Source organism: Pseudoalteromonas sp. H71 (genome assembly GCF_001468485.1).
Taxonomy (GTDB): Bacteria; Pseudomonadota; Gammaproteobacteria; order Enterobacterales; family Alteromonadaceae; genus Pseudoalteromonas.
On sequence record NZ_LODI01000002.1, the window covers coordinates 80,655 to 95,439 of the forward strand.

Consider the following 14,785-nt stretch of genomic DNA (forward strand, 5'->3'; position numbering starts at 1 on the left):
CATGCCTTCTTAACTGTCTTTATCGCCTGCTTGCTCGATATTGTCATCGTTATTTTGCGCTTCATCAACACTGTCTTCATTGACATGTTTTGCGTTATCTTCTCTGATGATTGTGTCCACTAAGTTAGAGATACGCATCCCTTCCATTAATGAATTATCAACCACAAACTTTAGCTCTGGCATAATACGAGCACGAATACGCTTACCTAGTAACGAGCGAATATAGCCTGTTGCTTCGTTAAGAACTTTTGCGCTTTGCTTAGCTGCATCTTCATCTTTTGTATTGAACACTGTGATGAAAATTTTTGCATAAGATAAATCGCGCGATACTTCTACCGCAGACACTGTCACCATGCCTAAGCGCGGATCTTTAATTTCGCGTTGTAAAATCACAGCAATTTCCTTTTGGATTTGCTGGCCAACACGATCAGTGCGAGAAAACTCTCTCATGAAATTTGTCCTAAAAATGTAACTTATTGAAATTTAATAATAAGCTAATTAAGTTATAGATACACAAATGGGGGCTAAGCCCCCATTTATTAGTTTAGTGAGCTAACAATTATAAAGTACGTTGTACTTCAACTGTTTCAAATACTTCGATTTGGTCACCAACACGTACGTCATTGTAGTTCTTAACACCGATACCACATTCCATACCGTTACGCACTTCTTGAACATCGTCTTTAAAGCGACGAAGTGACTCAAGTTCACCTTCGTATATAACCACGTTATCACGTAGTACACGAATAGGCGCGCTGCGCTTAATAATACCTTCCGTCACCATACAACCGGCAATTGCGCCAATTTTTGGTGATTTGAATACGTCACGAACCTGAGCAAGACCGATAATTTCTTGCTTAAATTCTGGTGCAAGCATACCTGACATCGCTTGCTTAACTTCTTCAATTAAGGCGTAAATAACGCTGTAGTAGCGTAAATCTAAGTTTTCAGAGTCAATCACTTTACGTGCAGATGCATCAGCACGTACGTTGAAACCTACAACAATTGCGTTAGAAGCTGCAGCAAGCGTTGCGTCTGTCTCTGTGATTCCACCAACGCCAGAACCTACTATCTTCACTTTTACTTCGTCAGTAGAAAGCTTAGTTAGTGAATCAGAAATTGCTTCGATAGAGCCCTGTACGTCCGCTTTAAGTACCACGTTAACTTCTGAAACGTCACCTTCTGCCATGTTAGTAAACATGTTTTCAAGTTTCGCTTTTTGCTGACGTGCTAGTTTAACATCACGGAATTTACCTTGACGATATAATGCAACTTCACGCGCTTTACGCTCATCTTTAACTACCGTTGCTTCATCACCCGCTGCCGGAATACCAGACAGACCTAAAATCTCTACTGGGATAGATGGACCTGCAGACTTGATGTCTTTACCGTTCTCATCGCGCATTGCACGAACACGGCCATACTCAAGACCACACAATACAATGTCACCTTGGTTTAGCGTACCTGACTGAACAAGAATAGACGCTACTGGACCACGGCCTTTATCAAGACGCGATTCAATTACAACACCTGCAGCCATACCTTGGCTTGGTGCAGTAAGTTCTAATAGCTCAGATTGCATAAGTACAGCTTCAAGTAGTTCATCAATACCTAAGCCAGTTTTAGCTGAGATATGAACGTACTGCGTGTCGCCGCCCCATTCTTCTGGAATAACGTCTAGCTGTGCTAGTTCGTTTTTAACGCGATCTGGATCTGCGCCTTCTTTATCCATTTTGTTAACAGCAATGATTAAAGGAACACCCGCTGCACGAGCATGCTGTACCGCTTCTTTAGTTTGTGGCATTACACCATCATCAGCTGCAACAACTAGGATTACAATATCAGTCGCTTTAGCACCACGAGCACGCATTGATGTAAACGCGGCGTGACCCGGTGTATCTAAGAATGTGATCATGTTGCCGTTAGTTTCAACGTGGTATGCACCAATGTGCTGCGTAATACCACCGGCTTCGCCTGAAGCAACTTTAGCTGAACGAATGTAATCAAGCGTCGATGTTTTACCATGGTCAACGTGACCCATAACAGTAACTACTGGAGCACGCGGCTCAGACTTGCCATCTTCGTGGCGGTCATTTAGTACTGTTTGCTCTAATTCGTTTTCTTTAACAATGATAACTTTATGACCCATTTCTTCTGCTACTAGTTGTGCAGTTTCTTGGTCAATAACTTGGTTAATCGTAACCATGTCACCCATTTTCATCATTGTTTTTACAACTTCAGCGCCTTTAACAGCCATACGTGATGCAAGCTCAGCAACTGTAATTGTTTCGCTAATACGCACTTCATTTTTAACATCAGCCGTTGGTTTTTGGAAACCATGCTGTAATGAAGCAGGTGCTTTTAGCTTACCTTTTTTACCTTTAGACGCTGCAAACTTATCTTTTGCTGGCGCTTTTTTCTTCTTCTTCGCACGGCGTGAGCCTTGCTCTTCGCGAGCATCAGCTACATCTTCTGCTTCACGTGCGTAAGTTGAAGTCGTAAGGTGGTGATCTGCTGTTTCTTCACGCTTCTTACGCTCTTCTTCTTCTTTCTTCCAACGAGCTGAATTTTCTTCAGCTAGTTTTCTTGCTTCTTCTGCCTGACGTTTCGCTTCTTCTTCAGCTTTCTTCAATGCGGCCTCTTCTGCTTCTTTTTGCAGACGCTCAGCTTCGATGCGATCTTTCTCAGACTTAGCACTTTGCTCTGGGGTCATCTGCTTTTGTTTCGCTTTACGCTCAGCATCAGCTTTACGTTTAGCTTCTTCTTTGGCTTTACGATCAGCGTCTTCTTTCGCTTTACGTTCTGCCTCTTGTTTTGCCTTTAACTCAGCGGCTGCTTGTTCAGCTTTTTGCTGCTCTTCAAGACGCGCTTTTTCTTCAGCGGCTAAGCGTTGCTGCTCTTGCTCTTGTTCCATTGCGCTTTTCTTCACGTAGGTACGTGTTTTGCGAACTTCAACTTGAACTGCTTTCGCTTTACCTGTAGAGCCAGTCACATTTAGTGTGCTTTTGCTCTTACGTTGTAAAGTCATGCGTGCAGGGCCTTCAGAGCCCGTGCCACCATGTGACTTGCTTAAATGATCAAGTAACGTTGCTTTTTCTGCTTCAGTTACATTATCAGTTGCCTGCTTAGTGATACCCGCTTGCGAAAATTGCTGTAGCAATTTATCAACAGTTGTACCTATATCGCCGGCTAGTTTTTCAACATTTACTTCTGCCATAGTGTGTAATACCTCCGTTAATAAATTACTCGTCTGCAAACCAACAAATATTTCGTGCAGCCATTATAAGCTCACCTGCTTGTTCAGATGAAAGCTCTGTGATATCAACTAATTCGTCAATACCTTGTTCTGCCAAGTCTTCAAGTGTTACAACACCTTTGCTTGCCATTACAAATGCTAGGTGACGCTCTAACCCTTCAAGCGCAAGTAAGTCTTCAGCTGGCTCTGCGCCCTCTAAGCTTTCTTCTGTTTTAAGCGCTTTTGTTGTTAATGCATCTTTAGCACGTGAACGTAAAACGTCCACAGTCTCTTCGTCAAGACCGTCGATTTCTAAAAACTCAGAGGCTGGCACATAGGCAACTTCTTCAAGCGTTGAGAAACCTTCGTTGATAAGTAGTGTTGCAAACTCATCATCGATATCTAAATTTTCAGTGAATAAGTTAAGTAACTTATCTGATTCTGCTTCATTTTTAGTACGCATTTCGTCAACTGTCATTACGTTTAGTTCCCAACCAGTTAACTGGCTTGCTAAACGAACGTTTTGACCATTACGTCCAATGGCTTGTGCTAGGTTATCGGCTTCAACTGCGATATCCATTGAGTGAGTGTCTTCATCTACTACTATAGAAGCAACTTCAGCCGGCGACATTGCATTAATAACAAATTGAGCTGGGTTGTCATCGTAAAGTACAATATCAACACGCTCACCACCAAGCTCAGACGAAACAGCCTGAACACGGGCACCACGCATACCTACACATGCGCCAATTGGATCAATGCGCTTGTCATTAGATTTAACCGCGATTTTAGCGCGTGAACCAGGATCACGCGCAGCAGCACGCAGCTCAATCATTTCTTCGCCAATTTCTGGCACCTCAATGCGGAATAACTCCATCAGCATTTCAGGTTTAGAACGCGTTACAAATAATTGTGCGCCGCGAGCTTCTGGCTTAACTTCATATAAAAGACCACGAATACGGTCGCCTGGGCGGAAGTTTTCGCGTGGTAACATGTCGTCACGGTAAATAACGGCTTCTGCGTTGTTGCCTAAGTCAAGTACGATTGAATCACGCGTTGCTTTTTTAACAACACCTGTTACTAACTCACCAACCTGATCTTTATATGCGTCAACCACTAAAGCACGCTCAGCTTCACGTACTTTTTGTACGATTACTTGTTTAGCCATTTGTGTGGTGATGCGGTCAAATTTGATTGAATCAATTTGCTCTTCAACAAAATCACCAAGCTGTAAATCAGGCTCTTCAACCTGCGCAGCTTCCAAAGTTATTTCGCTGTACGGGTTTTCTAATGACCCATCTTCTAAAACTTCAGCAATCTGCCAGCGGCGGAACGTGTCGTAATCACCTGTTTTACGGTCAATTGATACACGTACTTCAATTTCACCATCGTGTTTTTTCTTTGTCGCCGTCGCTAGTGCGAACTCTAATGCTTCAAAAATCTTTTCTTTTGGAACCGCTTTCTCATTGGAAACGGCTTCAGCAACCAATAATATCTCTTTTGCCATGGGTAATGCCTCGCTTGCCCTATTCCTTCGCACTCGAATTTAAAACTTTGCGATTAAATTCGCACGTTCTATATTACTAAGCATGATCAAATGCTCTACACCATCGCTTGACAGTGTGATCATATCGCTGCTAACTGCTATTAAGTCGCCTTTAAAATTTCGACGACCGTCTTGTGGAAGCTTAGTACGCACGCGTACTTCCTCTCCTTGCGCCTGCTCGTAGTGATCTTGTTTGAATAATGGACGATCAACACCAGGAGACGACACTTCCAAATCATATTCATTTGTAATTGGGTCTTCGACATCTAATATCGCACTAATTTGGCGACTAGCGTCCGCACAGTTATCAACTGAGATCCCATCCTCATGAGCAATATATACTCTTAAGGTAGAATGGCGACCCGCTTGTACAAATTCAAGACCATGTAACTCAAAGCCTAACATTTCTACCGCAGGCGTTAACATGGTTACTAAATCTTGTTCAAGTTTTGTCACGAAAATCCTCCATACAAACAAAAAAAGGGCTTATAGCCCTAAAATACTGAGTTTAAATTTTAATTTAATGACAACCGCCATAAATTAAGAAAGGTGCAGATACAACAACGCCCCGAACCAAGCGGGGCGTCACACCAATAAAGCATAAAACTGTGTGGCCTAGGGCCGAGCTTGGTTGCGAGTCAGTAAATGACCAAATTAAACTGCATTAGCTTAAACGCAAAACGCGCATTACGTAGAATGCGCGATATAAAATAATAAGTTTACACTTATTAGTAGAATTGGTTGCGGGAGCCGGATTTGAACCGACGACCTTCGGGTTATGAGCCCGACGAGCTACCAGGCTGCTCCATCCCGCGCCAATAGATATCAAACCTTGATTTAATATCGCTGTTAGTTGTTTTAAAACAGACTAAACAATGGCCGCTATTATAGGGATGTTGGGGATGATTAGCAACCATAATAACGAATAACTTTTTAAATATTGTGCTCAAAGACGCTAAACAAAATACTCATTATACCTATTAAAGGTATAGAGCTATTCTCGTTGATGTATGATTTACAGTTTAAACAGAGCAAATACAGTAAAAACGAATCAATAACCACTCTCATTTTTATTTTTAAATGTATAAAACTCAAAAAGTTATTTCATAATTAATACTTTTTCATCAAAAAAACGTGTGATTTTTGTTACGCAAACTATAATAATAAAAAAGAATTATAAAAATAAGTTTTTCCTTTCTGTGAGGCTATGATGAATTCACATAAATCCGTTTTGTTAAAAAGTCTTGGTATCATAAAACCAAACTTTCACGCATTTACTGCACGATTCCACAAAAAGCTCGAGCAATCTAATGTATCAATGAAGATACCGAGCGCTGAGCAATTTAACGAAAAAAGTTACATTTTATATTGTACCTTAGAGCGCATAATCAAAAATATAGATAACCCATCATCTGTTGCGCCATTTTTGAGTCATCATTTACAGTTTTTAAAAAAATTAAATATTCAGCAAAGTGATATAAAGCCCCTTACAGATATATTTTATATAACTTTAGTAGAGCACTTGGGTCGACTATTTAAGGAAGATACCCATTTAGCATGGCGTAATGTTCTGACCTATTTTGAACGCTTTACGAATGACACACTGTTTAATGTCTCTAATGTGGTTTGCTTAAGCGAACTTATGCAACAAAAGCGAAGTAATAATTAAAGTAGTTTTAGGGTCTGTTGACCTTTTAAGATTGAATTTGAAGCAGTCTGTTTGGTATTCAGGCAAGGCAGAGCTTGTGTAGTGCTGTTATTCCCCATAAATTGGCGATAACGAAGCATTAATGCCAAACAGGCGCTGCCCGAGGGGGGCTTCCTAAAGGCTATTCACGCTTTGTTGCCTACATGGACGCAAGTAGGGGCGTGAGCAGGACGCAGAAGCTTTGCTCGGTCTTTACTTATACTTACATGAATGAAAGCCAGTAGAATAAAGCAGGAGCAGTTATCGACTGCCCACTAGGTTAAACACCTCGCGCCGCGATTACCCCCCTAGTCTGAACAAATCTCAACCCTAAAAGATCATCAACCCCTAATTAAACCCTCTAAAATTGATTTAATAATATAAATAGAACGTAAATTGTAAATTAAGTTGTTAAAAAACAGCGATCGGTTAGGCAAATACCTACGTATTAATTTTCATTTTTTGGCTTTATTATGGCGGCTTATAAAACGCTAAGACTCATTTTAGGCGACCAACTCAACCCTTCTCATTCTTGGTTTAAAAATAAAGACGATGACGTCGTTTACCTTATTGCAGAATTAAAACAAGAAACCGACTACGTTAAACACCACATACAAAAGCTGTGTGCTTTTTTTAATGCAATGGAAAACTTTGCAACTGCGTTGAAATCAGCAGGTTTTAATGTCTTACACTTAACACTTGACGACACACATCAGGATGAAAACCTACCTGCACTGCTGAATCGTATTGCAAAAGAATATAACTGCACTTCTATAGAATACTTATACCCGGACGAATTTAGGTTAAAAAAGCAATTGGCTGATTTTGAAAAATCAAACGCAATAAATGTGTCAGCATATGACTCTGAACATTTTTTACTGCCTTTTGGCGATATTAAAGATCGATTCAAAAAAGATAAGCACGTAACTATGGAGCACTTTTACCGTGCTATGCGTAAGCAATATGATCTGTTGATGGAAGGCGATAAACCAGCTGGCGGTAAATGGAACTACGACAGCAATAATCGCAATAAATTTTCTAAGCAAGACTTAAAATCTATCCCAGAGCCTAAATTATTTAAAAATGATGTGAGTCATATCATTACTCGTTTAAAAAAGCATGATGTAGCTTATTTCGGTGAAATAAATGTAGAGAAACTCGAATGGTCGACCTCTCGTAAGCAAGCCAAAGAATCTCTTGAATACTTTTGTAAATATTTACTTGTCAATTTTGGTAAATTTCAGGATGCAATGACAGATCAAAGTAAAGACAATACCAGTCTTTACCATAGCAGGCTCTCTTTTGCCCTAAACACTAAACTTCTTCACCCCTTGTATGTAATCAAACGTGTAATATCTGAATTCAAGCAACGGCCTGACGAAATATCACTTTCACAAGTTGAAGGGTTTACCAGGCAAATACTCGGTTGGCGAGAATACGTTCGTGCTGTTTATTGGGTAAACATGCCCGACTACGCGACTAAAAATCAACTAAAAGCCAATAATAAGCTACCTAAATATTTTTGGGATGGTAATACAAAAATGAACTGTTTGAGCCACTCGTTAAAGCAGAGCTTAGACACCGCCTACGCTCATCATATTCAGCGCTTAATGATTATTGGTAACTTTTGTTTACTCAGCGGGATAAACCCTGATGATGTTGATAACTGGTACTTAGGTGTCTACATAGATGCCATTGAGTGGGTTGAAATGCCCAACACACGTGGAATGAGCCAATTTGCAGACGATGGAATTATTGCTACCAAACCTTATGCTGCAAGTGGTAATTACGTCAATAAAATGAGCGACTACTGCAAAAATTGTCAATACGACGTGAGACAAAAAATGGGGGATAAAGCTTGCCCACTGAACAGTTTATATTGGCGTTTTATGCAAACACACCGCGAAAAACTAGAGAAAAACCCACGCATAGGCATGGTTTATAGAAATTGGGATAAGCAAGACGATGAATTACGCGAAGAGACACTTAATCAAGCTACACACTACATAAATAACATTGAGTCTTTATGACACAAAAAAGCCGCCTCAAAAGAGGCGGCCAAATAATCAGGGGAAAATAATGTTGTTAATAACGAGGTTAGCTGTCTTCTAGTAGTCGACCTTGGCCAATCTCAATTTTACGCGGCTTTAAAGCTTCTGGTATCTCGCGCTTTAGCTCTATTGTTAGCAAGCCGTTTGCTAAGTCGGCGCCAAGTACTTTAACATGGTCTCCTAGCTGAAACTTTCTCTCAAAGTTGCGTTCTGCAATTCCTTGATGAATAAACTTACGTTCTTTGTTTTCATCTTTATTAGCTTTTATACCCGCTACTTTTAATGTGTTATTTTCTGACTCAATGCTTAGCTCGTTGTCGCTAAATCCGGCAACAGCCATAGTAATTTGGTATCTGTCTTGATCGAGTGCTTCAATATTGTAAGGAGGAAAGCTCGGCTGTTTGTCTGTATTCGCCGCAGCATCCATTAAAGACGCTAAATGATCAAATCCAATGAATGAACGATAAAGTGGTGATAAGTCTACTGTACGCATAATAATATCCTCGTATTTAAGCGATATTTTGTTTGCACTTTTCATTTGAACAAGCGCTAACAAATATAAATTAATAATATAAATTTCAATTGTTTAAGTTTAGTTTAGGACCCATCAGGCGTCCTACTAAACTATATATGGACGGTAAAAATATTTTCAAGTAAATAAATTAAAATATTTAAAAAAATTCCTCATTTTATAAACTAGTGAAATTAGTAACCCATTTTGAGGCATTAAAAAGTCAAATGCTTTTAATTCCTCAAAATGGTTGTTCAGTATTGTAGATTAGCGCTAAGTATTCATCGCTAATTAGTGTGTTAATGTGCCACGAATTGGATAATCGTTTTCGCGAATAAACTCAATACCAGCCAACAAATCATTTAAATCAGGGCGTGAAAAAGGTGCATTTGATTTATCTAGTATCTGAATTTGATCATGCTCGTTAATTACAAAAATAGCAGGTTCAGCAAATGGGTGATCGGTTTCTTTTTCACTGCGTGGTTCACTAATATACAAACCTAAATCCGTCATTTGCGATAAAGATAAGCCACTGTAAAGAGGAAAGTTAACCTGTAAATCATTTAGATGCTCGGTTAATTGTGCATGGCTGTCGCCACTAACGGCTGCAATCTCTACCCCTGCATCTTTAAATTTATCTTTCATTTTAGCAAGTGCATTAAGTTGTTTAGTACATAGTGGGCAGTGCTTTCCGCGATAAATTACTATCATTTTCCAGGGTAAAACTGTCTGTCGAGCCGAAACGTCAGCAAGGTTATTATCATTGTCTTTAACATTAAGTGAAGGCATTTTCATTGCTGGTTGTAAATAATTGCTCATGATCTAGGTCTCCTTTGCCAGTTAAAAAACATACTCTATATCTGCATCTCAAATATAGAACTTAGGGTTAAATTTATAAATTCAACTGTTAAAATGTAACCAGAAAGTCATTACCGTTTTCTGCTGAACCTTTTCACTAGAAGCATATTTTGTGTAAAAGAGTAAGTTTAAAATAGATGCTTTATTGGCAACTGGGCTTGATACACAAGCAAACGCTAAAGCTCTGCCTATCAAATAAAAGTGGCTGCTTAGCATTTATGTTAGGGTTGGCTTTTAATTATAAATAGGTCAGATAAAATCAATGGCATTAATACGTAGCACGTTAATAAATTTAAGTTTAGCAATACTCGTGTTTTACTTAGCAAGTGCCTACCAAACGCGTAATTTACTTGAAACAAACCACACTCCTGCCCCTTATTTTAACTTGCCTGTTTTAAATGAAAGCGGCGAGCGGTTTAGCATCGCAGAGCTTAAAGGAAATACAACTATTGTGTATTTTTTTGCTCCTTGGTGCTCGGTATGCCGATATAGCATGCCCAACTTAGAAAGCACGTTAATAGACTCTGACATTAATGTAATTGGTATTGCCCTTGATTATAAAAATGAGCAGCAGGTTATTCAATTTATAGATGACCTAAACCTTAATATCCCTATACTACTGGGTAATCAATACACCCAATCAAATTATAAAGTAGGCGCTTTTCCAACTTATTACGTAATAGATGCAAATTTACAGATAACGGCACACGCAATGGGCTACTCAACCCAATTAGGAATAGCAGCAAGAACGTGGTGAGTTAAGCCGTTCATAACTCGCTCAGCTTAATGTCCATTGTAATAATAGAATGGCACAATCACTTTTTTGCGCTTTATTATATTTTTTAATCATTTAAACTAAAGTCAATCAAATAAAGGAGAGCACCATGCTTACAGTAATTTTTGGCCGTGAAGGCTGCCCATTTTGTGTTCGTGCCAAAGATGTTGCAGAGCAACTTGCTAACGAGCGCGATGATTTTAAATATCGTTACATCGACATTATAAAAGAAGGTATAAGCAAAGCAGATTTAGAAAAGTCAGCCGGTAAACCTTGCCCTACTGTTCCACAAATTTTTGTTGATCAAAACCACATAGGCGGTTTTACCGAATTTGAAGCTTACGCAAAAGAAAATCTAGGCTTGTATAAGTAATCTTGTATCAAATTTGTTAACCAGTTTAATAATCCAATTATTCGACTGGTTAAATTTCAACCAACATCAAGCACATACAAATTAGTTTCAATTTATACAAGCATTTGCCTCGCTAATCCTATATAATGCGCGCCTCTTTAAATTCGTTGAGGCGTATTAATGTCAGAACCAGTCACGTTTGAATCTCTAAATCTTTCTCCTGCAATTTTGAAGGCAGTTGAAGAGTTGGGTTACAAGACACCATCTGAAATCCAAGCTCAATGTATACCGTTATTGCTAGAAAGAAAGGACGTACTGGGACTAGCACAAACGGGTACAGGTAAAACCGCAGCATTTGCACTGCCGTTACTAAACAATATTGACCCGTCTGTGAAACAGCCACAGATCCTTGTACTCACACCTACACGTGAGCTTGCGATCCAAGTTGCTGAGGCATTTGAACAATATGCAAAAGGTACTCGTGGTGTTGAAGTATTAGCACTATACGGTGGCCAAAGTTACAGCATTCAATTAAGCGCACTTCGTCGTGGCGCTCAAATCATTGTTGCTACACCGGGTCGACTAATCGATCACATAAACCGTGGCACTATCAAGTTTGACGCTCTTCAGGCACTTGTGCTTGATGAAGCCGATGAAATGTTACGTATGGGCTTTATCGATGATGTAGAAAGCATCATGGAAAAAACACCGCGCGAAAAGCAAACATGTCTTTTCTCTGCGACTATGCCTAAGCAAATTCAAAACATCAGCAGCAAGTATATGAATAACCCTGAACAGGTTCATATCTCTGCGCGTAACTCGACAGTATCGTCTGTTGAGCAAGTGTTTTGGAATGCAAGCGTACATAAAAACAAAGCGATTGTTCGCTTTTTAGAAGCTGAGCAATATGAAGGTGCTATTGTTTTCGTTCGTACACGTAATGACACAGTTCAACTTGCTGAGTTGTTAGAGCGCGAAGGTTTCTCTGCTGCTCCACTTAACGGTGACATGAACCAGCAAGCACGTGAACGCACGGTTGATCGCTTAAAAAGTGGTATGCTAAATGTTGTTATTGCAACAGATGTAGCAGCACGTGGTCTTGATGTTGACCGTTTAAGCTTAGTTATCAACTACGATATTCCACAAGATTCTGAAGCCTACGTTCACCGTATTGGTCGTACAGGTCGTGCTGGTCGTACTGGTAAAGCAATTTTATTTGTTAAGCATAACGAACGTTACTTACTTAAAAATATCATTCGTCATACTAAGTCTGAAATTGCACAGGTTGAATTACCTACAGCTAAAATTGTTGAAGAAAAACGTATCGCTGCGTTACAAGCAAAATTAAGTATTGCGCTTGAAAACAAAGACATTACGTTCTTTAACGACGTTGCTACTAACATGGCTGAAAAACTTGACCTTCCTCTTGAAAGCTTAGCGGGTGCTTTACTGTGTTTAGCGCAGCAACAGTCGCCAATCAAAGTTGAAGAAGTTAAAATTCAACCACGTGAGCGTAACGAACGCAGCCCACGCAATGACCGTGGTGATCGCGGACGTCGTAACGAACGTGGTGGTGAACGCGCTGAGCGTAAACCTCGCGAGCGTAACAGCCGTGATGCAGGCCCTATGGATACTTACCGTATCGAAGTGGGTCGTGAGCATGGTGTTCAGGTTAAGAACATCGTTGGCGCAATCGCTAATGAAGCTGATATATCAAGCAAGTTTATTGGTGATATTCGTCTTCACGATCAGCATAGTACGGTTCAATTACCGCAAAACATGCCTAAAGATGTACTAGATCATTTCCAAAAAGTGTTTATTTGTAAACGCCCAATGGGTATGACAATTACACAAGATCAAGGCCCATCTGAGCCACGTGGCGAACGCCCATCTGGTGATAGAAAACGTAACGATGGCCCACGCGGTGATAAGCGTAGCGGACCTCGTAAAGAACGTCGCCCAGTTAGCTTTACCGCTAAGTAAGCAACACGTCTTTATTAAAAAAACCTTGCCACGACAGTGAGCAAGGTTTTTTTATGTCTTGAGTTTAAGTATCAGGCAAGCCCAATCGCTGCAAAAGCAAGCCACTATTATCTTCTAAACGCAGCGTCTCTAAACCCCTCAGTAAATAATTCACTTAAAATAAAAAGGCCTAACCAATGAATGGTGAGGCCTTTACTTTATTATGGTGATTGTTTTTTACGGCGCTACAGCTGGATAAACGTAACTTGCATCTAACCCTAACGGAATACCCAATGCCCAATAACCAAGTAAAAATAAACTCCAACCAATTAAAAATGCGACCGAGTATGGCAGCATCATCGCTATTAGCGTACCAATGCCGGTACTTTTAACGTATTTTTGACAGTAAACTACAACCAACGGAAAGTAAGGCATTAGTGGTGTAATAATATTAGAGCTAGAGTCACCAACACGATAAGCCGCTTGCGTTAAATCGGGGGAAATACCTAGTTGCATTAACATAGGCACAAACACCGGACCTAGTAAGGCCCACTTGGCCGAACTAGAGCCAACAAATAAATTTACAAATGCGGTTAAAAATATAATGCCTACCACCGTTACCGAACTTGGTAGTGCCATGGCTTTTAATAACTGCGCCCCTTCGATAGCAAGTAAAGCCCCTAAATTTGATTTACTAAATGCGGCAATAAATAATGCACAGAAAAAGGCCATTACAATATAATAAGCCATACCGCCCATCGCTTTGCTCATAGCATCAATCATGTCTTTAGAGCTTTTAAATGTGCCAACTGTGAAGCCATATACAGCGCCTGGGATCCAAAATAATAAAAAGATCAACGGCACAATAGATTGCATTAAAGGTGAACGGAAATTAGTTAATGAGCCATCGCTACTGCGCATTGCAGAGTCAGCAGGAGCAGAGACATAAGCAAGAAGAGCAATACCAGCAATCATCACGCTGCTTGCTATAAAAAATGCACGTTTTTCATCGCTACGAGCATCTTCAAAAACAGGTAAATCTTCACTGTTTCCATCAAGCGGCGTATTTTGTAAACGAGGCTCAATAATTTTATCGGTAATATACCAACCAAGTAATACAATAAACATACTTGAAGCAGACGCAAACGCCCAGTTATTTAATGGGTTTATCGACATATCAGGGTTAATAATATGGGCAGCACTTTGCGTAAAGCTTTGTAGTAGTGGGTCTATTCCTGATGGAATAAAGTTGGCGCCAAAGCCACCACTTACACCGGCAAATGCCGCTGCAATCCCCGCTAAAGGGTGCCTTCCTGCTGCATAAAAGATTACGCCAGCTAACGGTATCACCAACACATAACCTGCATCAGTCGCTGTGTGACTTACAATAGCAACTAAAATAATAGACGGTGTTAACAGCTTTTTAGGTGTTACTTTTAACATCAGCTTAAGGCCAGTATTAATAAAACCTGAGTGCTCAGCTACACCCACACCTAACATAGCTACAAGTACCACGCCCAAAGGAGCAAAGCCTGTAAACGTTTTAACCATAGAAGATAAAAACGTGGCCAACGAATCGCTGGCAAGCATATTATTGATGATAATCGCTTCGCCAGTACGCGGATCGATTGCATCAAAACTTACGCCAGAGAACCACCACGACAAACCCCATATCAATAGCATGGCAAATAAAAATATAATTGCTGGATCGGGTAATTTATTACCAACCCGCTCAACTACATTCAAGAAGCGCGCAACTACTCCTGAAGGTAAAGCATCTTGATTATTATTCATTGTATTTCGCTCAT

At 40.1% G+C, this 14,785-nt stretch carries 12 protein-coding genes and 1 tRNA gene; 5 read left to right on the forward strand and 8 right to left on the reverse strand.

Annotated elements, in window-relative coordinates; genetic code table 11:
- Positions 1–9: 9 nt before the first annotated feature.
- The 5 genes from rbfA to ATS71_RS02550 form a co-directional block, all read right to left on the reverse strand.
- Positions 10–450 (reverse strand): 30S ribosome-binding factor RbfA, encoded by a 441-nt coding sequence (gene rbfA / locus ATS71_RS02530; RefSeq protein WP_058403399.1) that lies wholly within the window; start codon positions 448–450, stop codon positions 10–12.
- 109 nt (positions 451–559) lie between these two features.
- The gene (gene infB / locus ATS71_RS02535) at positions 560–3,217 is read right to left on the reverse strand and encodes a translation initiation factor IF-2 (RefSeq protein WP_058403400.1); all 2,658 of its coding nucleotides are present in this window, start codon (positions 3,215–3,217) and stop codon (positions 560–562) included.
- A gap of 25 nt (positions 3,218–3,242) precedes the next feature.
- Positions 3,243–4,742, reverse strand: a complete 1,500-nt coding sequence (gene nusA, locus ATS71_RS02540) for a transcription termination factor NusA (RefSeq protein ID WP_008128091.1) — start codon at positions 4,740–4,742, stop codon at positions 3,243–3,245.
- Positions 4,743–4,781: 39 nt separating this feature from the next.
- A complete protein-coding gene (gene rimP, locus ATS71_RS02545) occupies positions 4,782–5,237 on the reverse strand; it encodes a ribosome maturation factor RimP (protein ID WP_006793371.1) in 456 nt (151 codons plus the stop codon).
- Between the two features lie 282 nt (positions 5,238–5,519).
- Positions 5,520–5,596, reverse strand: a tRNA-Met gene (locus ATS71_RS02550).
- Positions 5,597–6,099: 503 nt separating this feature from the next.
- On the opposite strand from ATS71_RS02550, the gene ATS71_RS02555 reads away from it, so the two are divergent.
- Positions 6,100–6,450: a globin gene (locus ATS71_RS02555; protein WP_235591400.1), complete on the forward strand. Its 351-nt coding sequence runs from the start codon at positions 6,100–6,102 to the stop codon at positions 6,448–6,450.
- A 491-nt stretch (positions 6,451–6,941) separates the two neighbouring features.
- On the forward strand, positions 6,942–8,498 hold the full coding sequence (locus tag ATS71_RS02560) for a cryptochrome/photolyase family protein (RefSeq protein WP_058403402.1): 1,557 nt from the start codon (positions 6,942–6,944) through the stop codon (positions 8,496–8,498).
- A gap of 67 nt (positions 8,499–8,565) precedes the next feature.
- Here ATS71_RS02560 and ATS71_RS02565 read toward each other — a convergent pair whose 3' ends face one another.
- Both ATS71_RS02565 and ATS71_RS02570 read right to left on the reverse strand, forming a co-directional pair.
- Positions 8,566–9,012, reverse strand: a complete 447-nt coding sequence (locus ATS71_RS02565) for an Hsp20 family protein (RefSeq protein ID WP_010555978.1) — start codon at positions 9,010–9,012, stop codon at positions 8,566–8,568.
- A 309-nt stretch (positions 9,013–9,321) separates the two neighbouring features.
- Entirely contained in the window at positions 9,322–9,849 is a 528-nt protein-coding gene (locus ATS71_RS02570; protein WP_058403403.1) for a redoxin domain-containing protein, read from the reverse strand.
- Between the two features lie 301 nt (positions 9,850–10,150).
- Here ATS71_RS02570 and ATS71_RS02575 point away from each other — a divergent pair, with 301 nt between their 5' ends.
- The 3 genes from ATS71_RS02575 (at position 10,151) to ATS71_RS02585 (ending at position 12,998) form a co-directional block, all read left to right on the forward strand.
- Positions 10,151–10,645 carry a TlpA family protein disulfide reductase gene (locus ATS71_RS02575; protein WP_058403404.1) on the forward strand — a complete coding sequence of 165 codons (495 nt, stop codon included), beginning with the start codon at positions 10,151–10,153 and terminating at the stop codon, positions 10,643–10,645.
- A gap of 127 nt (positions 10,646–10,772) precedes the next feature.
- Positions 10,773–11,036: a GrxA family glutaredoxin gene (locus ATS71_RS02580; RefSeq protein WP_058403405.1), complete on the forward strand. Its 264-nt coding sequence runs from the start codon at positions 10,773–10,775 to the stop codon at positions 11,034–11,036.
- A gap of 159 nt (positions 11,037–11,195) precedes the next feature.
- Positions 11,196–12,998 (forward strand): DEAD/DEAH box helicase, encoded by a 1,803-nt coding sequence (locus ATS71_RS02585; RefSeq protein ID WP_058403406.1) that lies wholly within the window; start codon positions 11,196–11,198, stop codon positions 12,996–12,998.
- Positions 12,999–13,214: 216 nt separating this feature from the next.
- Here ATS71_RS02585 and ATS71_RS02590 read toward each other — a convergent pair whose 3' ends face one another.
- Entirely contained in the window at positions 13,215–14,771 is a 1,557-nt protein-coding gene (locus ATS71_RS02590; RefSeq protein ID WP_058403407.1) for an AbgT family transporter, read from the reverse strand.
- Positions 14,772–14,785 lie beyond the last annotated feature (14 nt).